Raw genomic sequence first — 22,934 nt, 5'->3', positions numbered from 1 at the left:
CGGACTTCATGCTGTCCTACGCCTCAGCAGACCGGGACCGAGCGACACTTGTAGCGGACTCGCTTCGGTCTCAGGGATTCAGCGTCTGGATGGATACTGCAGCGAGGGAAGCCGCAGGGCTTGAACTCCCTGGAATTCCCAGCGGCCAGCAGCACTGGCCGACCATCACCGACGCAATCGACGAGGCCTCCACATTTCTTGTCCTGGAGACTCGCGCCTGGCACGCGTCCGAATACTGCAGAAGAGAGCACGAGTACGCTCGCAGCCTCGGAAAGCGTATTGCAGCGCTGGGAATGCCCCATGCTGGTAAACCTATTAAGACAATTGCGCGTGGCCCCGAGGAGGATCCTCAGTGTCTCATCACACTGCTCAGTGCCGGTGACGAGACGGCCGCAATACACGCTCGGCTGGTCAGCGAGTTGAACTCGATCGGAAAAATCGGAACCGGTCGTTCACGCATCAATCGGCCACAGATCAGGGATGCTGAGTTCCTATCCACCGCTCCGCTATCGCAGCTCGGGATGTCTACGAACGACATACTTCAGGAGCGGATTACGCAGCTTCTCCGGGCTGGTCGAAGGCGACGCCGCCAGCTACGGGGCGCCGCGCTCTCATTTCTTGCAATACTGCTGACATTGAGTGTGGTGTCGGTTCTGGCCTGGCAACAAGCCTCGCTCAGCAATGCCGCCGCGAGCGAGCGGGCCAGCTACGTCACGTCCCTGCAATTGGCTCAGCAAGCTCTGCACGCTGACACGACAGCGGCGTCGCTCGACCTCGCACAGCGCGGCGTGAACCTAAGCGACAACGAAGCCACACATGGCGCGCTCAAGGCTGTTCAAGCCAGCGCCTACCGGTCAACCGCCGTCATTACCGCAGGTGTCCCCTCGGCCGCGGCCGTCGCCAACGATGGTCAGACAGCCCTTGTCGTTCAAGGCGACTCACTCTATGTCGTAGAAGCAATAGCCGATGGCGTGGCCAAGATACCTTTCGACGGACGACCAAAGAGTCGACTTGCGATGAGTCCAGATGGACAGACAGGTTACACACTTGACACGTCCAATAATCTCATCTGCATCAATGTGAAGGAACGTCGCGCAACAGTAACGCCTCAGCAGAACGTGATCTCCATAAGCCTCGCTCCCGACGGTGCAATATGGTGGCTCGACAAGGAAGGTGAGCTATTCCGGTCCGAATCCTGCCCCACTGGTGCGAAAACGGCTACGGCGACAGGGATTAACGCGACCATTGCGTTTCTGGTAGCAGATTCGTCTACGCGCCTATTCACGCTCACCGATTCCGGCGAAGTCGAGATTCGCGCCCTACCTGAAGCCGGACGGCCGGTGGGCGCGCCGCTACACCGAACCGTGCTTTCATCGATCCCACTCGAGGGCAGTTCGTCAGTTGGCGATGTCCCTGATCTATCAAAGACTAACGCCATCCTGCAGTGTGGGGACACTATCCACGTTGTCGCCGGCTTCAAGAAGGCCTTAGGTGCTGACGTCCATGTGGCCTTCTCCGCAGACGGCGAGGCAACAAGCCCGAGAACGGTCAGCACGCCGACGGCGGGCATCGGGTGCACCATGAAAGGCCAGGCGTGGGCTGCCCCCACTCTCTTAGACCATGCCATCGCACTCCCAGCCAGCGCGGCATATCCCACCGATGAGATCGATTCCCGGGACAGGCAATCACGGGTTGTCATAGCAAACTCACCGGACAGTGGCCACACCGTCGTTGTTCACCCTGACGGACGCGTAGATTTTCTCACTGTGTCGAAGGAGCGATGGGCTGAGGCCGCAGACCACGCCGCTGTGGCGGTGCCACTCGCGAAAGGGATCGTCATTATCGACACCGATGGTACGGTCAAGCTCAAGACCACGACCGATATCGCACCAATAGGCAGCTTGGGTGCCCCACCAAACCCGGAAACGGCGGCGACGGCAGACACCGCGTATGTGGCTGCGGGAGATAAAGTCTTCGCCATTTCCTCCCACGGAATTTCAAGGTCCGTCGCCCTTCCCGGGCCCGCCCATGCAGTCTCCCTCTCACCAGATAGCCGGACTGTGGTGATATCTGGCCCGGGCTATGTGGACGAACTCGATGCGGACCTCGCCAGCAGCCCGCGACAGCTTAGCGGGGCCGGCCTGCCGGATGGAGAGCTGGTCTCTTCCGTCACCGTAGACGGAACTCGTCGGGTCCTCGGCACAGACTACGGCCGCGTCCTCGTCGCGGACTCGTCTGGTGGGATACTGGCTCAGGCGTCCACCGGAGTGGCCGGAATCACCAAAGCGAGTGTGCTACCCGATCACAACATCGTGGTGGTGGGTGGAGACGGCACGATTAGGAGATACTCGCCGGACTTGAAGCTGCTGACCGCACACCTCTTCGGACCCATGGCCGTTGGCCTGCAGGTCTCCCAAGACGGAGGCACTCTGCTCATCTCTCTCAGCGGCAACTTCTCCGTCTGGGCGGTCGATGCAGCAACTCTGGAGCCGATCGCCAAGGTGGCGACAAGAACACAAGATATTCGGCTCGTTAACGTGAGCGCCGACGGCCACACCGTCGTGCAGCTTATCCCGCAGGAACCCTCAACCGCGAGTCCCGCCCGAATGGTTAGGACGCAGCTATGACGAGGTGGCGCAGTGCATTTTGGGCCCCCGCAGACTGCTGCGCATGCAGGTCAACAGACGGGTTGGACCTACATACCCTGCTCGTCCGAGTGATGTGCCTCCAGCGGTCGCCATCCCCTGCCGTCCGTTTTCATCTGAAAACGTCGGGTGACCCCCTGCTTGGTCCCAAAACCGGCAGGACGAGGTTCCTATTTTCCGTCGAAGAGATTCAGCTCACACAGATCGTAGGTTTGAACTAAGACCCTGACAGCAAGGACCGACGTATTGATCATTCTCAATTCGAAACCTGGCGACATTGGATTCCGGCAACCCCGTAAATGGCTGATTCATTCGGCTACATCGTCCTAACGAACTGATCTACTCCACTACTCCGAGCAGCAACAGTGCATGTGCAAGCGATCTAATCCCAGAACAGGGAGCCGGTGACCTCGTCCATCGTTCCAAGTTCAGTCGCTATCAAATCGGGAGGGTGTGGCTTAGAGCATCTCTGATGACTCGCAAGAGTATGCGACCTTCGTCAAGCCGTGCTGCATCACCGGGTCCGTTAAGGAACAAATCGCTAATTGGAACCCATATACTTCGAGAATGGCGAATGCACAGGGGTTCTGGTCCTATGTCCACAGAGATGATGAAGCGGATAGCGGACGGATTGCCCGGCTGGCTAGGGATATCGTCGCCGAGTACGAGCTCATTACTGGCGAGTCCATCGAACTGTTTTTGGATCAGGATCAGCTGAATTGGGGCGATGACTGGCGGGGAAAGATTGATGAGTCACTTTCCTCAGTGGCGTTCTTTATTCCTGTCCTGACTCCGAGGTACTTCCAGAGTGCCGAGTGTCGCCGTGAACTTAACTTCTTCGCACGCCGCGCCAATGAACTAGGCATCGCTCAGCTTGTCATGCCAATCTTGTACGCCGACGTTCCGGCGCTCCACGAAGAGAAGTTGAACGATGAGGCAATGGCCTTGGTAAAGCCGTTCCAATGGGAGGTTTGGGCCAATCTTCGGTTTGCGGATCCGGCTTCTCCGGAGTACCGGATGGCCGTCGGTCGCTTAGCCAAGCGACTCTCCGATGCAAACGAAGCCGTTGCGAAGGTGGACGTTTCCGCAGCGGCCGCGGCAGCCGCTGCTCTAGTAGAAGGTTCAGATGACGAGGAACTCGGGCTCTTCGATCGTATGGTCCTGGCCGAGGAGACGATGCCGCTATGGGTCGAGACTGTCTCAGAAATCGGGAAACAAATAGAAGCCATTGGCTCCTTGATGCAAAAGGGAACAGCCGATCTGGGTATATCCGACCAGCGAGGACAAGGATTTGCGGGGCGCTTGTCTGTTTTGCGAAAAATTGCAGGCGAGCTAGAAGCGCCCGCGAACCGCATAAGTTCGTTTGGGGAACAGTTTGCCTCGCAAATGAACGACGTTGATCAGGGCGTGACGATCATGATCGAGCGTCTGCCCCCGGAAGTCCGAGAGGGCATCACCGAGGCGTCGGAAATGCTTAAGTTTTTCGAATCGATCCGACTCATGGCAAAGGCTTCGGACGAGGGCCTGGGAGCCCTTAAGGGAATGATTGACTCCATCGAGCCCATCCAGAAAATGTCTCGCGACCTTCGGCCTCCGTTACGCACTCTCCGCCACGGCCTGACTGTGATGTACGAGGGCCGCCAAGTTATTTCTTCCTGGGTTTCGCTGATTGGTGAGGCGGAAGCGGCCTTTGCACCATCTCTCCAGCCTGCCGATCCGAGCGAGCCGTAGCTCTGATGATGGCGAACCCATGGGGGGGTAATCTTGGCCCCATGATCAGACTCGTTCCAGGCGCCAACCCGAAAAACGCCCTAAAGATGATTTCCGACGCAGGGAACTTGCTGACAAACGTGTCGAGCGGCATCTCAGGCATCGATCGATACAACCGCTACCTCGCCTGGGCCTCGCAACAGGGAAATCTACTCTCATATCAACTACACCCAGACGAAGTAGACCGTCTCGTCACTACGAGAAGGTACTGGTCGCTTCTCTCCCTCGACTCCAGCACGGTCGATGGAGGCACCCTGGCCGAACTCGTCGATGGAGAGATGAGACAACGAGGTGTCGATCTCGAAGACGCTAAGAAGCGGATCGCTAGCGATATGCGGCGTTGGGACGACGGAGAGGCGGTAGCCATCGTGCTCGATACCAACGTGTGGTTAAAACACTTCGATGACCCAATCAAGGACGCTGACTGGCTCGACTCCCTCGACGAGCGTCCGAGCGTCCCGCTTGTGGTGACTGTCCCGATGAAGGTCGTCGATGAGCTTGACCGGCACAAACGCAATCGAGCGAATGCGCCAAGCGGCGGCAAACCGATTCGTCGCCGGGCAGGACTGGCGCTGAAGTATCTCGAGGCGAATGCGGCGCTCCCTGGAGAGCGTAAGACGCTCCAACAAGGCAGCATGTCAAGCCAGCCTCCGACTTCAACTATCCATCTTGTTGTCCTCGAGCAGCCGCTTGACCGACCGCCACTCGTCGACGCTGACCTGGAGATCATCGATCGTGCGCGGTCCATCATGCCTTACGCCAACCGCGTCCGGATCGTCACGACCGACTACGGCATGGTCTACCGGTCCAGACAGGCTGGCCTTGAGGCACTCAGGGTCAAAGACTACGAAGAAGAGCGGGATGATCAGTCTGTTGACGGTACCGTTTCATAATCTGGGAGACAGACGGCGGGAAGTGGGCTCGACATAAATTCTTCACCCGATCCTAAACCGATCTTCGCGACGAGGTTTTCGACTACGCCGTTCTTCTTGCGACACACGGCTACCATCGTCGCGATTAAGGACAAGTCGTAGAACCACTGCGAGGACTCGCCCGCGTCGAGTTGTTTCGGCATACGTGGGTTAAACAGGAAGTGGGTTGGATCAAACAGTGCCGCCCCGTACGGGTTGAAATGAACGGAATGGTTGTTCACGTATGCCTTCAAGGCCCCTGTGTTTCGCACGGTCAATATGAGTACAGGCGTACCTAGATCCTTGTACATGTCCAGGAACAGAAAATCCTTTGCAATCTCGACCGGAAATGAGAGGCAGCCACTAGGACTCGCCAGACCGAGGCCCAACTCTACGGTAGCCGTGCGCTGAGGTGGTGCGGTTGCGATGGTCTTCAAGATCGCGTCGATAAGGCTCTCTTCGGTCACTCCAGCTAGCGTGTTGCGGTCGATCCCCATAGCCGCTTCACGCTCCGCCTTCCACTTCAGTAGCGTTTCGGCCGGGTAGTCATCAGGATGGCGAGTGTCGACTAGCTCATGATGGGGTCCGCACAGGAGCATCAAGTTGGCAAAGGCCCTCCGTTGATCATCCGTCATCGCTGGGTCATATCGAGCTGAACCCTCGTTAGCTCCATAGATGTGAGCGATCTTTGCCTCGGTAAACGCTTCATCGTCAATAAATACGACAACAGGCTTTGGGCAATCAGGAAAGTAACAGGTGGTTCCAGAGAGCGCGAAGAGGCCCTTAACAGTGCCAGAACTATAGTCACGGGGACCGCGGCCACTAGAACTCATCTAATTCTCTCCCATAGGGTCGGTGAGAGTTCCAACGAACTCAGGTGCACTATTGCTCAAGCAACAGTATCAACGTCGGCCAGTTCAGCACGGAGGAACTTCCCGACCGGAGACGTAACGCCATCTGACGTGATCTATGCGCGTCGCTTCAATCGGATACAACAGGCACCCGCTTGATCAGTTCGGTCGTCTGAGTGCGTTCTTGGCGTGGGGAGGCCAGCGTGCTCCTCGACGAAGCGGACACCATGCGGTCGGGCTTCACTGACTGGAATCCAGCCAAATCAGGAAGCAGTTGAACGTGACGCCGGACGCCTGACTAGAAAGCTTCAACCTGGCGTTCTTGACCGGCGTCGGGTGAACATCCGTTGCGTAGGTCATCCCCGGTCAATTCCAGTCAGGAAGGCAGGGTGGAAAACTTTGTCTATGTTGTTGAAGGTTATTCCCACCAGTTCTCCATCTGGCACGTATCTGGCATGGCCGATGATGCCTGCTCCAGTCGTGCTTTCGAGGGCAAACACTCCATGAGCCCGAGGGTCCGTTTGAATGACGCGATCGTCCAGTACAAGTAGCCCATGCCGTTGACCGTCCAACGTATGCTCGAGCCACTTTGCGCTGAGCTTCCTTAGGGTCGCCGTGGAAAACTGATCCTGCACATTTAGAATCACCAGCTCCACGATTCGACCCTCAACGTCGTAGCCGAGTTTGAAAAGTGGCATCCCTGGCAGGCCATGCACGCTCCTCGAGCTGACGTCGAAGGTGACTCCTTCAGGCGCAAGCGGCAGCGTGATCGTTCTCCCGTCCTCAGGCAAATAGACCCGCTCATCGGCAAAATCTTGCATCGAGACCTGCGGTAGGTCGTCAGCATCCTCCATACGCTCTTGGTAAGGGGGCCATTGATGGGCTTCGTAGTCAAAATCGGGACCAGGCGTCGCTACGAACATCGCGTGGTGCGTCTTCTTGGCAAACGGCCGATACTTTTGCCAAAGGAGCTGAATTCGTACCCGCATGCGGCCCGGAAGTAGAGACGTCTTTCCGTCCACACTCTGGCGCCATGTCTTGCCCCGTGCGTCTGTGAAAATCACTGCGGTAACAGGGTCAGTTGTCGTTGACTCCCAAGGCAGCTTCAAGGATTTGTGTATGTAGGTATTCTTGGGTGCCACCGTCCCAAGCTTGATCTGAGATATCGTTTTCATCTCGCTCTCACTCGTGCGCGGAATCGGGAAATCTACCGCGGTTGTCACGATCAAGACTTCAATATCTCGTATCGGGCTCTCGGACCCGTTCCTCAGAAACAGCGTCCTGCTTGGTCGATCTACCCACGCGCTTACCGAGTCTGCCTGAGCCCTTCGGGCGACCCGCCTCATCTCTACAAATTGAACGACGTTCAAGACGATTGATAGCAGCGCGATCCACGATGATATTGACCCCCATTCGAGTCCACCACCCGATCCTTGACTCATAGAAATCCCTGTCCTCCGAGATAGGCCTGCCGATTTTTCTCAGCTTCCTCGGGTCCCAGCACCCCATGAGGTCGAGTCTGATTAGTGAAGCCCATGATGTTTCGCTTTGACAGGACTCAGAAGTCATTGCCTGCTCCACTCAAAGAAGCGCTTTGCACTACTTGACTGGGGATGTCCGCTAATTCCTTGCCTCATCGGGGAACAGAAGCCTCCCAGTGGGCCGGAAGCTTTCGCACAAGGGACTCCGAAACCTTCTGACGATGACTGGACCAGTGAAGCGGATGATAGCCGGCAACAATTATGGCCACCTTGTCGCTAGAAACGTCGAACGACGATGGCGTAGGCCGAGATCTATATCAGACAAACGGCGCGAATTGCGATGCGGCCTCCTACACCCAATCACCGCAAAAAGTCAAGTTTTGTCAACAGTCGGGGGCCAAATAGGCCCCTGACCTGCGACAACACAGTGCCCGAGGTGGGACTCGAACCGGCTTCTAAGCCCCGGAAACACAGGGAAGTCCAGAAAACATAGCCAATCCGGGCCAGTCCGGCCGATGTACGGCCCAGTCCGACGACAAATGAATATTCGCGCTGTTGGGGTCCATCTGTTGTGTGTTTGGGGGCCGGTGGGCAGAGCGTGCGGTAGCGGTCTTGGGTGCCGGTAGTGGCGTGTCTGGGGGCCACCAAGTTTAGGCTCCTTCCGTCGTGTGTATAGGGCGCACGGCGGAAGGAGTAAACATCAATGGTACGGAAGATCAGAGCGAAGCTCGTGTTGCAGTTGCGCGCCGAAGGCCTGTCCGGGCGGGCGATTGCGGCATCGCAGGGAATGTCGCGGAAGAGCATCACGGCCGTGCTGGAGGCTGCCGATGCGGCCGGTGTGGTTTGGGACGATATCGCCGAGCTCCGGGCCGCCATCATCGAGAGGGTGGCAGCCTACAATGCGGAGCCGTTCCAGAAACGGTCCGGGTCCAGGGCCAGCGTGTTCGCGGCCGAGGAGCAGCCGCTGCTGACCGGGTTGCCGGCGGCGGCCTACGAGATCAGCAGGTGGGTCTACGGGCGCCGGGTGGGCCGAAACGGGCACGTGGTCTGGGAGAGGAACTACTACTCGGTGCCCTTTGCCAATATCGGCACCACGGTGGACCTGCGGATCACCGATCGGGTGATTCAGGCCTACCGGGGCACCGAACGGCTGACCAGCCACCTGCTGCTGCCCGAGGGCGCGGCCAACGAGTACCGCACCAACGACGCCGACCTGCCCGCCGGCGAGAAGTACCGGCAATGGGACCCGCCCCGGGTGCGGGAGTGGGCCGGACGGATCGGCCCGGCAGCGGTGGCCGTGGTCAACCGGATCTTCGAATCCGTCCCGGTCGACGAGCAGGGCCTGGACGCGGCACTGGCCGTGTTGCGGCTCTCCCGGCGTTACTCGGCCGAACGGGTCGAGGCAGCCTGCCGGCTTGCATTGGCAGGCCGGGTGCGGTCCCCGCGGTATGCGCATCTGCAGCCGATCCTGGCCACGGAGCAGGACAAGGCCGCCGGGCTCAGGCCATCACGGGATGAACCGGCCGAACACGGCGGATACGTCCGCGGCGCCGAGTACTACGCAGGTGGTGCCAAGTGAGCGGGATCGATATCGAAACCAAACGCAAGCTCCGTGAGATGGGTGCCGCCCCGATGCTGGAGGCGCTCGAGGCCCAGGACGAGACGCTCGTGCTCGGCATGGCCTTCGAGGAACGGCTCCGGCTGGTCGTGGACGAGGCCCACTCCGGGTTCAACCACGCCAAGGTTGAGGGACTGATCCGGCGGGCCGGGCTACGCTACCCGGGCGCGGATCTGCGCCAGCTGGACCTCGTGGACGAGCGTGGTCTGGACCGGAACGTGATCGCCCAGCTCGGCACGTGTTCGTTCATCGAACGGCAGCAGAACGTCGTGTTCCAGGGATTCACCGGATCCGGGAAGTCCTACCTGGGGTGCGCGCTGGCGAAGCAGGCCTGCCAGCACCGGATCCGGGCCCACTACGTCCGCATGCCCGACCTTGAGGAAGCCTGGGCGCTGGCGAAGGACAAGCCACAGGGACAAACCAAATTCCTGAACAAGTACGCGGCCTTCACTCTGCTCGTGATCGACGAATGGCTTCTCGACCACCCCGACGAGGGCATGCGCAGCATGCTGCTGGAGCTCCTGGAGCGCCGGTACGACACAGCATCGACCGTGTTCTGCACCCAGTACGCCAAGAAAGACTGGCACCAGCGGCTCGGCTCCGGGGTCCACGCCGATGCGATCATGGACCGCATCGTGCACAACACCATCTGGGTCGATACCGGCAACCACAACATGCGCCAACACACCACCATGAAGCAGTAAGAAACGTCGGTTGGGGCCCGTGGCCCCCACAACCACGGCCACTGGCCCCCACCGGCAATATCACTGGCCCCGAAAGGCAATATCGAGTGGCTTCCAAGCCTTCAAATACTCAGACAAAAGTGTTGACACTGTCAACACCCGCAGATCTTCCCCCATCGGCCGCTCAACAATATGATTTACAACCTTCAGGCATAGAGCTTTCCGCGGCGATCGCGCTTCAACGCCTCGTCAGCAGGTGGCCACGACGGTTCGGGCGTTCCTGGCAGCGTCGAACACCCGCCTCTTACCGTGTCACGAACACGACCAAGGTGTTCAGACGAACCGGAACGGGCTGTCGGGTCAGGCGATCTGGATCCGTTCGTCGCCGAGTTCAACCTCGACACGAAGCCGGCCACCGACCGCTTCAACGTATTTCCGCAGCGTGTCGACCTGGGCGCGGTCGATGTCGCCGTGCTCGATCCGGGACACCCTGTTCTGGCTGACGTGAAGACGCTCAGCCAGCTCGACCTGCGTCAAGTCGGATGCCTCGCGGAGTTCCCGAAGCCGGTACGCCCGGACCTCGTCGAGCAGGTGCTTCTTGTGTGCGTCCACAGCAAGCCGGTCAACAGACCGCTTGGCCAATATCTCGTCGATAGTCTTTGCCATTACGATCCTCCTTTCAGAATTCTCAGATGATCATCGAACAGGTCATCCGCAATCGGGATGTTCGTTTTGTACCACTTGCTCCAGTTGCCGGCCTTGTCACCTGCGACAAGCAGGATCGCATGCCGCTCAGGGTCGAAGGCGAACAAGATCCGCAACTCCGACCGCCCGCTGGATCCGGGCCGCAGTTCCTTCATGTTCCTGTGCCGCGAACGAATCACCGTGTCGACAAGCGGCCTGCCAAGCTGCGGACCACGCTCAGCTAGAAGCTCCAACGCAGCGATCACCTGCTCGTACGAGTGCTGATCGAGCCCTAACAGCCACGACTCCACCAGCTCCAAGTCAATAATCCACACCGAAGCCATAATACAACCCACAGGTTCTACAACTCAAGAGCTATATCCGAAAGGAGCGGACGGGACTGACCCGTCTTCAGCTTGCTGAGAAGAGAAGAACGCACGGTCGGCTTCTCCTGCCAGAGGCCGAGCGACCAACGATCGTTTCGCCGACCGTTCCATGGCGCTCCGGGCGTAAGCAAGTGCACCCCGTAGTAAGAGATGCTGGACGGCACGACGGGGGTGTTGCGCCCATCGAGCATCACCATAGGGATCACTTCCACCTCGGGGATCCAATCCAGAGACAACACACATCCAATGGCTCCTGAACGCATCAACGGTCAGAACCCTGGGGTGTCCGATGAAGCTGAATCTGTGAAGTACCGCGCCGTCACCCACCCCGTATAACGGTCAAACGCGCGTTTGCTACTCAATTCCAGACATCAAGGATGAAAAGTGTCTCGATACACGTGGTGAATTAGGAAGAGACACTGTTTGACGTGTGTGCCGAAACTAGCTTTAGTGGGCTTGCCTCTGCGGGGACGTCCCATTGCTCGACACCTGGGCCACTGCGATCCCATTTGGTAAAACGCACGTAAGTCGTTCGAGCGCCCTCTTTGACAGGACGCAGTTTCCGGGCTAAAAGTGCGGCGAAGGCATGATCATGCGTGGTGATGATCATCTGACGGAACGGAAGTATTTTCCTAAGTAGATCCACGAGCCCCAAGAGGTGAACATCGTCCAAGTTCTGAAGAGGATCATCGAGCACCAATGCGTTCATATGAGTTGGTGCAAACCCGAGGTTGAAAGCTAGAAACAGAGAGACGGCCAGAGCGTTTGCCTGAGACGTCGACAATGTCTCACCCGGATCAGCAACGTCAACCTGCACATCTACATCCCGCAGCCGGGGGGTCAGACGATGTTTACCACCAAACTGTCGGGTAGCAATCTCCACGGAACGGAAGGTGGGGTGTGGGTCTATGGCCGCATAGAACTGGCTGAGTAGTGGCCGCAGTTGAGTGAGGCGTTCGGCGACAAAGCTCTCCGCATCTTTTTTTACTGCTTCTAGCAGCGTTGTCGCCACTTCGTTTGTCTGTTTCCGAGCAACGAGGTCCTGTTCTTTCTTCGCCAATTCCGTGCTCAGCGTTGCAAGCTCAGCGGAGATACGGCCATGCCGCGCCCTTGAAGCTTCCAACGAAGCAGCGGCCTCGAACTGCCTACCCGTCTCATTGATGCGTGAGATCTGGTCACGTCTTGTCGAAAGAAGTTCTATCTCGCGCGCGATCGAGTCAAGACCGGTGTCATGGTCGACGGACGGTTCAGTGTCGTCATTGGGCAGTCTTCCCAACACCTCGCGCAATCGGGTCTCACGGCGTTCTCTTGCGGCAACTGCCGAAGCCTGCTGCTGTTTCAACGTCCGTTGCTGATCTGTGAGAGCGGCGAGTCCCGTTGAAGCGTCACGCGAACGCTCTTCAGCGCTCTCCAACTGTTGGCGTTGAAGCTCGACTGCTCCTCGCTGTTCCGCATCTTGTGACTCCGCTGCGAGCCTTTCGAGGCGGGCCCGATAATCTTGCGGGTCTACTCCTTGACCACAGGCCGAACAATCATCGGATACATGCCGCAACAAAATCGTTGCCATTGTTGCCAAATCCTCTCGGAGCGACTCCGCCCGCCGCAACGATGCCTCCGACCGTGTTAATGCGTTCCGCAGCGACTGCACTTCACTGTCCGCCGCGATTTTCGTACTTGAAACCTCCGCAATCTGGCTGGAGACAGTCATCAGGGCAGACTCGTTCGGCTCAGCAGGGATGGGGACACGCAATTCGGCTTGCGCCGCAAGCATGACCGACTCCAGCTGTTCGACATCGCTCCGAGCCCTGATTAGAGCACCTCGAATTGTGCTGAGGGCCTGCTCAGTAAGTTCCAATTGGTGAATAGATGGCAGTTCATCAAGTTCCAAGGACTCTATATCGCTGAGCCAGGAGTGCCATCGAGCCTGCACTTCAGGCGCATTCGCCTTCGAAATCTCACCATCAAGGACCTTTAGGGACGCCTCAAGGTCTTCTACCTTCGTGCGGTCAGCATTCAGTGCCGCATCTGACTGGGTGAGTGCGCGTACCCATGCGCGCTTGTGAGATTGGAGTTGATCGGCGAACTCCCGCAGACGTCCGGCTCCGACCATACTGGCCACGGCGTCGAACCTCTCCGTATCCTGCCTGCCGGTGAGAAATTCCCGAAGAGATTCTTGTTGGAGGTAGATGGAATCCATGAACGACTCCGCCAGGGAACTAAAGTCTTCATTAGTTTCGGTCCCTGCAAGATGCTTACGAAGCCACACCTCCGCATCCACTCCGCGCAGCACCTCTTCACCCGTACTTACACGAAGAGGCCACCGCAACTTCTTGACGTCAACCTCATCGGGGTTTTCAAGTGATCTAGCAATAGTGACATCGGCGCCGTCGAAGTCGGCTTCGAGCTCTACCATCGTTGTCCCAGATTTGCTGTACAAGTTCCGCGGTCCTTGACTGCTGGGACTCTTGCCGGACATAACCCAAGATATGGCATTGCAGATGGTTGTTTTACCGTAGCCGTTTGCGCCGACTACGATCACAACGTCAGCGTTAAGGTCGACAGAAATTTCGTCCGATACGCCACCGAAGCCGGCGATAGTAATTCCTTTGATTCGCATCATCCCGCCTCGGTCTCGCGCAGTTTAGTAAGCTCATCGTGGAGTTCGTCCAGGAGTGATCCGCCAGCCTCATAGGCGGCTACAACCGCGAGCAGATGTTCAGCGGCAACTAACGACGCTGATAGGCGCGTCGGGAGCGAGTCCAGAGGGTCCGATCGGCCAAGGCCCGAATTAACGTCGAGGTCGAGAATCGGCGCCAAAGCCCTCCGTATATGTGGTGTCACTTCCAGCGGATCGGAAACGCGGCTTGGTAAGTCATCCGCTGTCACGACTAGCTTGCGGACTCGCCGTGTATCCGATCGAATATTGCTAAGTTCAGCGGCTAGCCCTTCCGGAACCCCATCGACGGCTGCGAGCACAAGATAGCCGTCCCAAGACTTCGGGTCGGTATTCACGACACTAGTGCCCAACAGGCGAACGACATGGTCCTGCGCAGCGCCCCAACCATTAACAAGCGCGTCCACCGAATCAAAGGGCCAGACTGCGATGACGGCGTATTCATCTTCGAAGGCCATCGCATGTGAGGGCCACGATTCATACAGCGACCGGTCAATCTGCCGTATGTCGGACTCCGCAAACAAGCGAGCAAGTTCAGAGAGTAAAAGATCGTTGCTGACCACGGTTTGCGTCATTTCGTTATCCTCTCGACGGCCGACTTAAGATCACTCATTGGGTCACTAAGAAACTCATCAACGAATATCGGAAATAGAGTGTCGGCCCCACGAATCAAGTCACCAGCCGTGTCCTCGCGCACGAGGTCATCGACCTTGAAATCCCCCGTTGTCCTAGCGCCTGCGACGACGACTGTTCCGGTGCGATGCTGCGGCGCCAAGCCCTCATTGCGTTCTCGGACCTTGGTGCTTATCGCTGCCCAAGAACTCATTCCTTTGCCATGGGCCAAACCGAGAACGAGACGCCTATCTTGCGCATCGATGAACGTGAAGCGCCCATGGCTGTCCAATTCGATACTCGTTGCCGTCAGGGCGGCCGTCATGCGGTCAAGCCCTAGCAAGAGATGAGCAACGTGCTGTTGCCGGGTTGGATCACCCTCAGCCGAGTACCGGTATGCTTCTAAAAGCCATACTGAGCGGGCTTTCCCTAAGCTCACGAGATCCACATTGGACAGGGGCTCGGTGATGTCATTTGTGTGGGCGGGCGCAATGTCCGGTTGTTCCCAAAGCAGTTGCTCGCATGCCTCCCTGATGTGCTGCAGCTGTTCGCTCACCACGCGTTTCGCGAGCTTAGTCATGAATTCTCCCCAATATAGCTCGACAGTGCCCGTCAGGTTTGCGCTCAGCGCATCCGAAAACTGTGTGTCAAGATTGCGGTCCACAAGGTAGTAGGAAGACTTTGCTTTCGCTGCCAGACGCGCAACACTCTCGGTCAAGACTTTTGCAGGGCTACCGAGTCCAATAAAGATAACGAGCGGCGCACCCAGATTCGCTGCCGCAATCACACTCTCCCAGTCACTTTCCCATTCCGAGTCGAGCGCAGTCTTCCTCAACACCCAAGTTTCTTCATCTTGGTTCACGCTCCGGTGAAGATACACAACAGAGTGGGCGCCGATGTTGGCGTGCTCATCGGGCCCTTCAACAAAGGTAATGCTTGTGCTGTTGCCTAGCTCTGTGACCGCGTTCTGAAACGCGAGATCGTAGTTCAGTGAGATCACATGATGCAGCGCTCCCTCTAGAAGGAGGGCTGCTGCGATTAGGTGTCCCGAGTTCGGCGCAGCGGTACGCCATGCGTCTTTAGGCAAGCGGCTAGTCAGTTCTTTCTGCGAACCGTGCCTCTCGTACACCGTTTCGGCCAGGACCGAGAGGTCCTCTGGCTCTGGGCACTCGCCAGAGTCGAGCACTCCATCATTTACTAGCCTTCGATGAGCCTCGCGCGAGTAGTAGGTGCCGCTCTTGAAGTTGGTCGGGCTCTCCATGGAAACACCTGCGCCGACAACTAGAACAACCCGGCTCCCGCCTGTGTCAGTGATTCGCTGAAGAATCTCTGCCGGAAGCATTAGAGGATTGCTTACGCTCGTCACTTGAGCTGTATCCGCCAATCGGTTTCCCCCTTGGTAGGCGTTCTCACGTCTACCAAGAGGTCAGGCGTGGCACTCATCGACTCATGCTATCCGGGGCGGTTTGTACGGAGGGTCACGCCGCGCTGCTTAACCTCCGATAACAGCGGCATATGTATCCAGCCTGCGATAAGAGCGGTTGCGGAAGACAAGCGGCGGAACCCCCAGCTGGTTCCTGGTCCGGAACGCCGCCCTGAACAGGGGTGATTCGAGATTCGAGGCAAGAACGAATGTGTCACTGCCTGGAAACAACAGTTGGAGTGGTACAATAAGGGATACAAACAGTATTTTCGAGATCGGGAACCGCATGCGTAAGCGCACTCTGGCTCTCCCTGCCTACCCTACTAGCAGGCTGCGCCGGTGGAAGTGCGACGGCACAGCCCGTCGTCACCGTTACTCAGACGGTGACGGTCACTGCTGCTCCAAGTCCATCACCTACACCGACACCGACACGGTCGGGGCCCCTGCCGCTAGGAACCGCGGCCAAACTTCCAGGCGGCGGCACCGTTACGGTATTTGAACACCGAAAAGGCGTCGAGCCGCAAGACGTAAACCAAGAGGCCATCGATATTCAGGTCTGTATTCCCACTCAGACTTCGAGCTCTCCCGCTACCGTCTATCAACGTTTCTGGTCGCTTCGAGACGCCGCCAACCGCTCCTACACCCCGGCCAGCACAACATGGCAGCATCCGGGAGCTGTTCCGGGGTTCTGGCCGCCGGAACAGCAAGTTAAGGCCGGAGACTGCTACGGGCCTGGGTCATCATCGAGGGCTCAAACACCACACCAATGACCTCTGCACAGTACTCAAACGACTCAACAGGCGTCATTTTGGACTGGGCACTCCCCCAGTAGTTCACGAGTCGCCCCACCGCCAATATGTGCAGGGCGGCTTATGCGCCGGTGATGTGGAAGCGTCGTGAACATCGGGTACTGCGATTTCCGGGGCCGCATGGCAAAGAGCGGAGGAGCAAGCAGGCCGACTCAGACGAACAACTGACAGCGTCTGCACACGCAGCCGCCGTCCAGACGCCTTCGGACCAGAAAGACTGGAACGGCAGTGCGGCGACTGGTGCTCTGCCAAGCAATGGCATAGCACCAGCGAAGATCGCAGCCGCCCGACCGCCACATCAATCAAGAGACTACGTCCCGTTTGCCGACGCGACTACTACTCGGCGGGACTACACCCGACCATTCCGAAAAGTCAAGCTTTGTCAACAGTCAGGGGCCAAATAGGCCCCTGACCTGCGACAACACTGTGCCCGAGGTGGGACTCGAACCGGCCCTGTAAACACTGGGAACTCGAGAAAACATAGGTAATCCGAGCCAGTCCGGCCGATGTATGGCCCGATCCCAGGCTGAAGGTGTTGACTCTGTCAACACCTCCTCTGTTCCCACTTTTGAACCCGTTCCCGGGCACGGCCAAGTTGTTCAAACGTACCGGAACGGGTTGCTTGTTCAGGCAATCGAAGCCCGTTCGTTGCCGAGTACAATGACGACACGATGCCGGACCTCGACTTCTTCGACGTATTTCCGCAAGGTATCAGCCTGGGCGTGGTCGATGTCGCCGTGCTCGATGCGGGCCACCCTCGACCTCTGCAAGGTCGGATGCAACAGTTGCCGGCCTTGTCGTCCGCAACGAGCAAAATCGAAAGCCGCTCAGGGGCACCCGCCCCAGGTGCGGGCCACCCACTGTGGACTCGCCGTTTGCAAATGGCGAGGACGACAGCGGCCGGCGCGTGCCCTCGTCGGCCGCTCAGTACCTGTCGCGTTTAGGGAGGCCGGCGCTATGGCGTGTCTCTCGGCATCGACATCGCCGACGCGCACGGATGGCCGATCGCCTCGGCTGGTGTAGGTGAACACTTCAAAGGGCCCCGGCAGCACGGTGTTCTATTAGCCCTTACAAGATTTGTCAGACTACGGCGTTCTCAATGGCTTCGAGGTCGGGGCGGTTCGGGGCCTGGGCTACGCTTCGTCCGGCGAGACGGCCAGAGACTATCGCCCATCCGATATGCAGGCCGTGGTTGAGGAGCTGGAGGCCTCCTTGACCTGTGGAACCGGCGGCCCACAGCCCCGGTATTGCCTCGCCATCGGCCTGTGTCACGCGCAGCTCGGTGTCGACGGTGAGGCCGCCGTCGGCAAGGGTGATGAAGGCGTTCATCGGGCCCAGAGCATAGAACGGTCCTTCGCTGACGCCGGCGCCAAGGTGGTGCCGGCCAAACCTGCTGTCCTTTCCGTTTGCAACATCGGCGTTCCATTCATCGACGGTGGAGTTCAGAACGGAGGAGGCAACGCCGATGCTCGCGGCGAGTTCCTCGATGGTTTCAGCCCGGTGGTAGACGTCCGGGCGGAATCGCTTGTAATCGTTGACGTAGGCGTAGGCCACGCCGGGGAAGGTCGAGACGGGATGGGGCCACGCTGAAAACTTTCTGGCGACCCGTTCGTCGAAGATCATGAAGGCTGTGTTCTTTTCATCAGCGGCTGCGGCGCGCGCCATGAGGTTGTCGGAGTCCTCGTTGGCTATTCGTTTCCCGGAATGCCCTATCAGGATGGCACCAGCTTGATACATCGTGTTGTTCGGGCCCACCCAGCTGGTCAGGGCGCCACGGATGACGTATGCGAGCAGCTTCTTTGGCAGTCGTTCGACAACGAGACGCATGGCCTTGGACAGCAGCGGGTGCGAGGGCAGGATCTTGATGGGGTCGGGCCGCTTTGAGGGCGCGAACCGCAGGCCCTCGTAGAGCCGGTCCATCTGGATCATGACTCCACCTGCGTCGGTGCCCAGTTTGAACCCGTCCCCGGTGTTGTTTGGATTGACGGGGGGAATCTTGGCGGCGGCTTCTCCAACGAACTCGGCTTTCATCTCGGTGGACGCGGAGTAGTCTCCCGTGGCCAGGATCACGCCGCGGCGGCCGAAGAAGTCGGTATCGTTCGCCCGGGCTCCGATGATCTCGCCCGCTGCGTTGCGCAGGAGCTTGTCCACGCGCATGGATGTGCGCACCTCAACACCGCGCTTCTTGCATTCCCGCAGCAGTGCCGATGCGTAGGCTGAGGAGTTCGGCAGGACGTTGTGCATCCGCGGTTTCTCGTAGGGCGGCTCCGGAGTCGGGCCGAGGAACTGCACCCCGATACTGGAGAGCCATTCCACCGTGGTTCCGGCGTTCTCGGCCAGGATGCGGCGCAGCTCCTTGTTTTCGCGGTCCTCGAACTGGCCGTTGGCGACCTTCATGTCCTCGACGAACAGCTCGATGCTGTCGTTGACGCCGGCGCGGTACTGGTAGGAGGTGTTGGCCGCGGTGAATGATCCGACTGACATTGCGGTGCTGCCGCCGACCTTGGGGCATTTTTCGAGCACGATGACAGTGGCGCCGCTGGTCGCTGCGGAAATGGCGGCGCTCATCCCTGAGCCTCCGCCGCCGATGACGAGGACATCTGCGGTCGTGTTCATGCTGTTGCTCCGTGTGTCGTTGGGTGTGCTTCGTTGATCAGCGACGGTGCGCGGTTCAGCTGAGGGGCCGAAGCCGCCCGTTGTGATGCTGATCGCCCGGCCCATCGTCCTGTGATGTATCCCGGTGCCAAGCCTCCGGCGTAGCCGTAGTTGGACAACCCTCCGATGTCGGCTCCGGCGGCGTAGAGGCCGGGGATGGGCCGACCGTCGTGGTCAAGGGCCTCGCCCTCGGTGTTGGTGCGCACTCCCCCGAAGGTGAAGGTGATGGATGGCTGAACCATCAGGGCGTAGAACGGTCCTTGCTGCGGGGCGCGGGCGGTGCCGGAGACGGGGATTCCGCGGGCGACTCCGCCCCCCGAGGCCACCGCGTCGGTGTAGGCGTCCAGGGTGCGGCCCAGGTTGTAACGGTCGATTCCCCACGCGGCGACCTGGTCCAGCAGGGCGGGCACTGTATCGGCTACCGCGTACGTGCCGCCGGCTTCCACAGCTGTGGCAAACCGGTCGGTGGCTCCGAGCCCCGGGAACGGCTCCTCGGTCGCCTCGGTGCTGCGCACGTGCTCGTCGAAAATCAGCACACCCCGCGCTTGTGGCTGGAAAGTGACAGCTTGATTGAGCAGTTCGTCGCCTTCCGTCTCATCCGTAAACCGTTCTCCAAGGAGGTTCACCAGGACGGTGGATCCGGAGTAGTACTGCGAGTACGGCAGGTAGTCCTCCGACCGAAACCGGTCAACGGGGTACGGAAGGAGGTGCCCGTAGAAGGTGCTCATCGCCGTCGTGCCCCCGGCGCCGGCAGAACGGGCCAGACGCAGCCCGTCGCCGACGCTGCCCGGGTTGGATCGCAGCACCAGGCGATCGGCGTTTGGACCAATGTGGCGGGTCAACTCGTCGCGGGCGCCTTGGAAGCCCCCGGTAGCCAGAATGACCGCTTGAGCTTCGTACCGCACCAAGCGATCCCCGTCCTCACGGGCAACCACTCCGGTGACCCCGCCGCCGTCGTAAAGCAACTCGATCACCGGCGTATTGGTGCGGACCTGGCCTCCGGCCGCAAGAATCTCTTCCCGACACCAAGCAAGAATTGCGTGAATATCGGTCGAGTAGCCGATGCCAAAGGTCATGATGTCGTGCTTGGGCTCATCGGCCACTCTCACGCCCGAGGCACGCAGCTCGGCGAGCGCATCCCGGTAGTCTCCGACCACGCGGGTCCCGAGCTCCAGGTTTCCTAGGGGAATGCGGGCTCGATAGGTCTCGACCGTTGGCGCGGTCCAAAACATTCCTGCCGATAGGGCCGCGGACCCGCCGAAGCTCTCCGATTTCTCCAGCATCGCCACTTTCGCCCCGGTACGGGCCGCGGTCCTGGCGGCGGATGAGCCGCTGACCCCGGACCCGACGACGACGACGTCCACCTCGCGTGTCTCGTCAACACGTTCGTGATGTGCCATGGAAATAGTCCTCTGTTCCGATCTCATGCGGCGCCGACGCCAAGCTTTGAGGCCGCGTGCTCGGCCGCGATGCGCCCAAAGACGGCGCCTTTGCCCAGGGACGTGCCCGTCATGTACGCCGCTCCGTGGAATCCGCCCGTCACTTCTCCGATGGCATAGAGCCCGTCGATGATGTCGCCGTCGACATCGAGGACCTGGCCTCGGTCCGTGATGGTTAGGCCGCAGTATGTGGTGGTCATCAAGGACTTGGCCGGGTAAGCGTAGAAGGGCGCTTGGTCGATTGGCAGCAGCTCACCGACTCCGTTGCACAGGCTGCTCCGCCCGACCTCGTCCGGTTGCCCACCGGCAACAACGGCGTTATATTGTCGGATCGTGTCGGCGAGGGCACCGGCGTCGATGCCGGCAATTTCGGCTAGTTGCTCGAGGGTGTCCGCTTTGTGCACGTGTCCTATGTCCTCGAGGGTATCGATGTCCTTCAACGGAATGCCCCGGTGGGACTTCGCCCGTACTTTCGCGTCGAAGATTTCGAACCCGAGACCTTCGGGCTGGTCCAGGACCACTCGGCCGAGGGTCTTGTAGTCCTGCGATTCGTCGACGAAGCGCCGGCCGTGTTTGTTGACGATGACAGCCCCCATGTAATAGGCCGTCAGCAGTTCGTGGAAGTCCTCCCCGGTGTCGGGGTGGGAGCCGTAGGTGCCGCTGACGAAAGACATGTCGGCCATACCGGCCCCGAGCTTCCACGCCATCCGCAACCCGTCTCCGGTATTGCCCTTTCCCCCGTAGGGGATGGCGGCCAGTTGCTCGGGGGCAAATGTCTTCAGGAGCTCGGTTCCCCGGCTGAATCCGCCGGTGGCCAGGATGACACCGCCGGTTGCGGTGAACGGTTCCGCTGACTGTTCTGACTGTGTGATCACTCCGGTGACGCGTCCGGAATTGTCCTGGACCAGCCGCACTGCCCGATGATTGAGGAGGGTCTTTCCTCCGGCGGCGGTGAAGTCCTGATGGAGTGAGGCGAGGACCTTCTTGATGACCGAGTTGTGGCTGCGACGTGCCGATTGCCCGGAGCTGATCTCCACTTCGCGGAATTCCACGCCGTGTTGTTTGAGCCACCGGTAGGTCTCCTGCTGGTGGGTGAGGTAGGCCTGTAGCAGGGACCGGTCGTTGAGGTACTTCCCAACCTTGAGCATGTCGTCCAGGAACAGTTCCGGAGAGTCCTCGATGCCCTGCGCTTCCTGTTCTTCGGTCCCAGTGAACGCGAACCAGCCGCCGCTCATGGCCGATGATCCCCCGAGGTTTGCGGTTTTCTCCAACAAGACCACTTTCAGGCCTGCCTCGGCAGCTGAGGTTGCGGCCGTCTGCCCGGCGATGCCGGAGCCGACGACAATCAGATCGTATGTATGTTCGGGCATGGTAGTAATGCACGCTCGCTTTCAGACGTATTTCGGAAGGATTGAACGGTGATCGCAGTGACCGGGCGGTGTGTCCGCGTGGCGATCAGCAGGTGAGCCAGCCGCCGTTAATGTCGAGGCTGATGCCGGTGATGTAGCTGGCTTGGTCGCTGATAAGGAAGGCGACGGCGTCGGCGATCTCCTCAGGTCTCGCGAAGCGCTTCATCGGCACCTGGCCAAGGAGCCTCTCGTCCATGGGAACCTCGCCCATCATCGGCGTCTGGACGAAGCCGGGTGCGATTCCGTTGACGCGGATCCGCCGGTCCGCCAGTTCATGCGAGAGGCTGGCGGTCAGATTTTGCAGTGCGGCCTTGGACGCCCCATAGACCGCGCTGCTGGGCAGGAATGGACCGAAGCCGGCATCGGCCGGGCCGCCGGTGCCCAGCTTGGCCGTAATCGAGAGCAGGTTCACGATGCTTGCGCTGCCGTCTGTGGGCATGTATCGGAATGCCTCCCGGATCAGAAAGAACGGTGCGCTGACGTTGACAGCCATCACGTGGTTCCATTCCTCATCGCCGAGCTCGAAAAACGGGATCTTCCTGCCGTTGCGCTTTGGGGAAATGCCGACGGCGTTGATCAGGACAGCGATGGGCGCAGTCTCGGCAGCGAACACTGCGAGTTCGCGGTTGACCGCGCTATCGGTCAGGTCACCGGCGAAACCGCGGTGATCCGCGCCGTCGATCCCGGGAAGGTTGGCCGCCGCCTGATCAGCGGCGTCCTGAGTGATATCGGCGACGACGACGGCGTAGCCCTCTGCCGCGAGGCGGCGGCAGATCGTCCTACCGATGCCGCCTGCCCCGCCCGTGACGATTGCCGTCCGGGTGAGGGTGCTGCGTTCCGAGAGTTTCCGGTCAGCGGATTCGATTCGCTGTTCGACGATCATC

At 59.5% G+C, this 22,934-nt stretch carries 17 protein-coding genes; 5 read left to right on the top strand and 12 right to left on the bottom strand.

Annotation, left to right across the window (positions count from 1 at the left end; translation table 11 throughout):
• Nucleotides 1–8: 8 nt before the first annotated feature.
• The 3 genes from ABH924_RS08825 (at nucleotide 9) to ABH924_RS08815 (ending at nucleotide 5,308) form a co-directional block, all read left to right on the top strand.
• Nucleotides 9–2,627 carry a toll/interleukin-1 receptor domain-containing protein gene (locus ABH924_RS08825; protein WP_404498097.1) on the top strand — a complete coding sequence of 873 codons (2,619 nt, stop codon included), beginning with the start codon at nucleotides 9–11 and terminating at the stop codon, nucleotides 2,625–2,627.
• Between the two features lie 585 nt (nucleotides 2,628–3,212).
• Nucleotides 3,213–4,376, top strand: coding sequence for a TIR domain-containing protein (locus ABH924_RS08820; protein ID WP_404498096.1), 1,164 nt, complete (start codon nucleotides 3,213–3,215; stop codon nucleotides 4,374–4,376).
• Nucleotides 4,377–4,417: 41 nt separating this feature from the next.
• The gene (locus ABH924_RS08815) at nucleotides 4,418–5,308 is read left to right on the top strand and encodes a PIN domain-containing protein (RefSeq protein ID WP_404498095.1); all 891 of its coding nucleotides are present in this window, start codon (nucleotides 4,418–4,420) and stop codon (nucleotides 5,306–5,308) included.
• Here the strand turns inward: ABH924_RS08815 and ABH924_RS08810 are convergent.
• Both ABH924_RS08810 and ABH924_RS08805 read right to left on the bottom strand, forming a co-directional pair.
• The gene (locus ABH924_RS08810; protein ID WP_404498094.1) at nucleotides 5,281–5,961 is read right to left on the bottom strand and encodes a hypothetical protein; all 681 of its coding nucleotides are present in this window, start codon (nucleotides 5,959–5,961) and stop codon (nucleotides 5,281–5,283) included. The genes ABH924_RS08815 and ABH924_RS08810 overlap by 28 nt on opposite strands.
• Nucleotides 5,962–6,533: 572 nt before the next feature.
• Nucleotides 6,534–7,406, bottom strand: coding sequence for a hypothetical protein (locus ABH924_RS08805; protein WP_404498093.1), 873 nt, complete (start codon nucleotides 7,404–7,406; stop codon nucleotides 6,534–6,536).
• A 955-nt stretch (nucleotides 7,407–8,361) separates the two neighbouring features.
• Between ABH924_RS08805 and ABH924_RS08800 the strand changes: the two genes are divergently transcribed.
• A complete protein-coding gene (locus ABH924_RS08800) occupies nucleotides 8,362–9,237 on the top strand; it encodes a Mu transposase domain-containing protein (protein ID WP_404498092.1) in 876 nt (291 codons plus the stop codon).
• On the top strand, nucleotides 9,234–9,980 hold the full coding sequence (locus tag ABH924_RS08795) for an ATP-binding protein (protein WP_404498091.1): 747 nt from the start codon (nucleotides 9,234–9,236) through the stop codon (nucleotides 9,978–9,980). Before ABH924_RS08800 ends, ABH924_RS08795 begins: the two co-directional genes overlap by 4 nt.
• 339 nt (nucleotides 9,981–10,319) lie before the next feature.
• Here ABH924_RS08795 and ABH924_RS08790 read toward each other — a convergent pair whose 3' ends face one another.
• The 10 genes from ABH924_RS08790 to ABH924_RS08745 form a co-directional block, all read right to left on the bottom strand.
• On the bottom strand, nucleotides 10,320–10,625 hold the full coding sequence (locus tag ABH924_RS08790) for a helix-turn-helix domain-containing protein (protein ID WP_404498090.1): 306 nt from the start codon (nucleotides 10,623–10,625) through the stop codon (nucleotides 10,320–10,322).
• Nucleotides 10,625–10,987, bottom strand: coding sequence for a type II toxin-antitoxin system RelE/ParE family toxin (locus ABH924_RS08785; RefSeq protein ID WP_404498089.1), 363 nt, complete (start codon nucleotides 10,985–10,987; stop codon nucleotides 10,625–10,627). Before ABH924_RS08785 ends, ABH924_RS08790 begins: the two co-directional genes overlap by 1 nt.
• A gap of 448 nt (nucleotides 10,988–11,435) precedes the next feature.
• Nucleotides 11,436–13,649 carry an AAA family ATPase gene (locus ABH924_RS08780; protein ID WP_404498088.1) on the bottom strand — a complete coding sequence of 738 codons (2,214 nt, stop codon included), beginning with the start codon at nucleotides 13,647–13,649 and terminating at the stop codon, nucleotides 11,436–11,438.
• A complete protein-coding gene (locus ABH924_RS08775; RefSeq protein ID WP_404498087.1) occupies nucleotides 13,646–14,278 on the bottom strand; it encodes a hypothetical protein in 633 nt (210 codons plus the stop codon). The genes ABH924_RS08780 and ABH924_RS08775 overlap by 4 nt, the downstream gene beginning before the upstream one ends.
• Nucleotides 14,275–15,576, bottom strand: a complete 1,302-nt coding sequence (locus ABH924_RS08770; RefSeq protein ID WP_404498086.1) for a hypothetical protein — start codon at nucleotides 15,574–15,576, stop codon at nucleotides 14,275–14,277. Before ABH924_RS08770 ends, ABH924_RS08775 begins: the two co-directional genes overlap by 4 nt.
• 1,597 nt (nucleotides 15,577–17,173) lie before the next feature.
• On the bottom strand, nucleotides 17,174–17,317 hold the full coding sequence (locus ABH924_RS08765; RefSeq protein ID WP_404498085.1) for a hypothetical protein: 144 nt from the start codon (nucleotides 17,315–17,317) through the stop codon (nucleotides 17,174–17,176).
• Between the two features lie 310 nt (nucleotides 17,318–17,627).
• Complete coding sequence (locus ABH924_RS08760; RefSeq protein WP_404498084.1) at nucleotides 17,628–19,163, bottom strand: FAD-dependent oxidoreductase; 1,536 nt, start codon at nucleotides 19,161–19,163, stop codon at nucleotides 17,628–17,630.
• Complete coding sequence (locus tag ABH924_RS08755; RefSeq protein WP_404498083.1) at nucleotides 19,160–20,602, bottom strand: FAD-dependent oxidoreductase; 1,443 nt, start codon at nucleotides 20,600–20,602, stop codon at nucleotides 19,160–19,162. The genes ABH924_RS08760 and ABH924_RS08755 overlap by 4 nt, the downstream gene beginning before the upstream one ends.
• A 23-nt stretch (nucleotides 20,603–20,625) precedes the next feature.
• Nucleotides 20,626–22,011 (bottom strand): flavocytochrome c, encoded by a 1,386-nt coding sequence (locus ABH924_RS08750; protein WP_404498082.1) that lies wholly within the window; start codon nucleotides 22,009–22,011, stop codon nucleotides 20,626–20,628.
• A gap of 85 nt (nucleotides 22,012–22,096) precedes the next feature.
• Complete coding sequence (locus ABH924_RS08745) at nucleotides 22,097–22,933, bottom strand: SDR family NAD(P)-dependent oxidoreductase (RefSeq protein WP_404498081.1); 837 nt, start codon at nucleotides 22,931–22,933, stop codon at nucleotides 22,097–22,099.
• Between the last annotated feature and the right edge of the window lies 1 nt (nucleotide 22,934).

The organism is Arthrobacter sp. GAS37 (genome assembly GCF_044908325.1).
GTDB classification, from domain to species: domain Bacteria; phylum Actinomycetota; class Actinomycetes; order Actinomycetales; family Micrococcaceae; genus Arthrobacter; species Arthrobacter ramosus.
The sequence above is the reverse complement of the archived record's forward strand: the minus strand, read 5'-3'. Positions and strand labels throughout refer to the sequence as shown.

What these genes read in the sequence shown, in the direction of transcription:
- ABH924_RS08825 (WP_404498097.1), top strand. Translation starts at nt 9, where the DNA reads ATGCTGTCCTACGCCTCAGCAGACCGGGACCGAGCGACACTTGTAGCG.
- ABH924_RS08820 (WP_404498096.1), top strand. Translation starts at nt 3,213, where the DNA reads ATGGCGAATGCACAGGGGTTCTGGTCCTATGTCCACAGAGATGATGAA.
- ABH924_RS08815 (WP_404498095.1), top strand. Translation starts at nt 4,418, where the DNA reads ATGATCAGACTCGTTCCAGGCGCCAACCCGAAAAACGCCCTAAAGATG.
- ABH924_RS08810 (WP_404498094.1), bottom strand. Translation starts at nt 5,961, where the DNA reads ATGACGGATGATCAACGGAGGGCCTTTGCCAACTTGATGCTCCTGTGC.
- ABH924_RS08800 (WP_404498092.1), top strand. Translation starts at nt 8,362, where the DNA reads ATGGTACGGAAGATCAGAGCGAAGCTCGTGTTGCAGTTGCGCGCCGAA.
- ABH924_RS08790 (WP_404498090.1), bottom strand. Translation starts at nt 10,625, where the DNA reads ATGGCAAAGACTATCGACGAGATATTGGCCAAGCGGTCTGTTGACCGG.
- ABH924_RS08785 (WP_404498089.1), bottom strand. Translation starts at nt 10,987, where the DNA reads ATGGCTTCGGTGTGGATTATTGACTTGGAGCTGGTGGAGTCGTGGCTG.
- ABH924_RS08780 (WP_404498088.1), bottom strand. Translation starts at nt 13,649, where the DNA reads ATGATGCGAATCAAAGGAATTACTATCGCCGGCTTCGGTGGCGTATCG.
- ABH924_RS08775 (WP_404498087.1), bottom strand. Translation starts at nt 14,278, where the DNA reads ATGACGCAAACCGTGGTCAGCAACGATCTTTTACTCTCTGAACTTGCT.
- ABH924_RS08770 (WP_404498086.1), bottom strand. Translation starts at nt 15,576, where the DNA reads ATGGAGAGCCCGACCAACTTCAAGAGCGGCACCTACTACTCGCGCGAG.
- ABH924_RS08760 (WP_404498084.1), bottom strand. Translation starts at nt 19,163, where the DNA reads ATGAACACGACCGCAGATGTCCTCGTCATCGGCGGCGGAGGCTCAGGG.
- ABH924_RS08755 (WP_404498083.1), bottom strand. Translation starts at nt 20,602, where the DNA reads ATGGCACATCACGAACGTGTTGACGAGACACGCGAGGTGGACGTCGTC.
- ABH924_RS08750 (WP_404498082.1), bottom strand. Translation starts at nt 22,011, where the DNA reads ATGCCCGAACATACATACGATCTGATTGTCGTCGGCTCCGGCATCGCC.
- ABH924_RS08745 (WP_404498081.1), bottom strand. Translation starts at nt 22,933, where the DNA reads ATGATCGTCGAACAGCGAATCGAATCCGCTGACCGGAAACTCTCGGAA.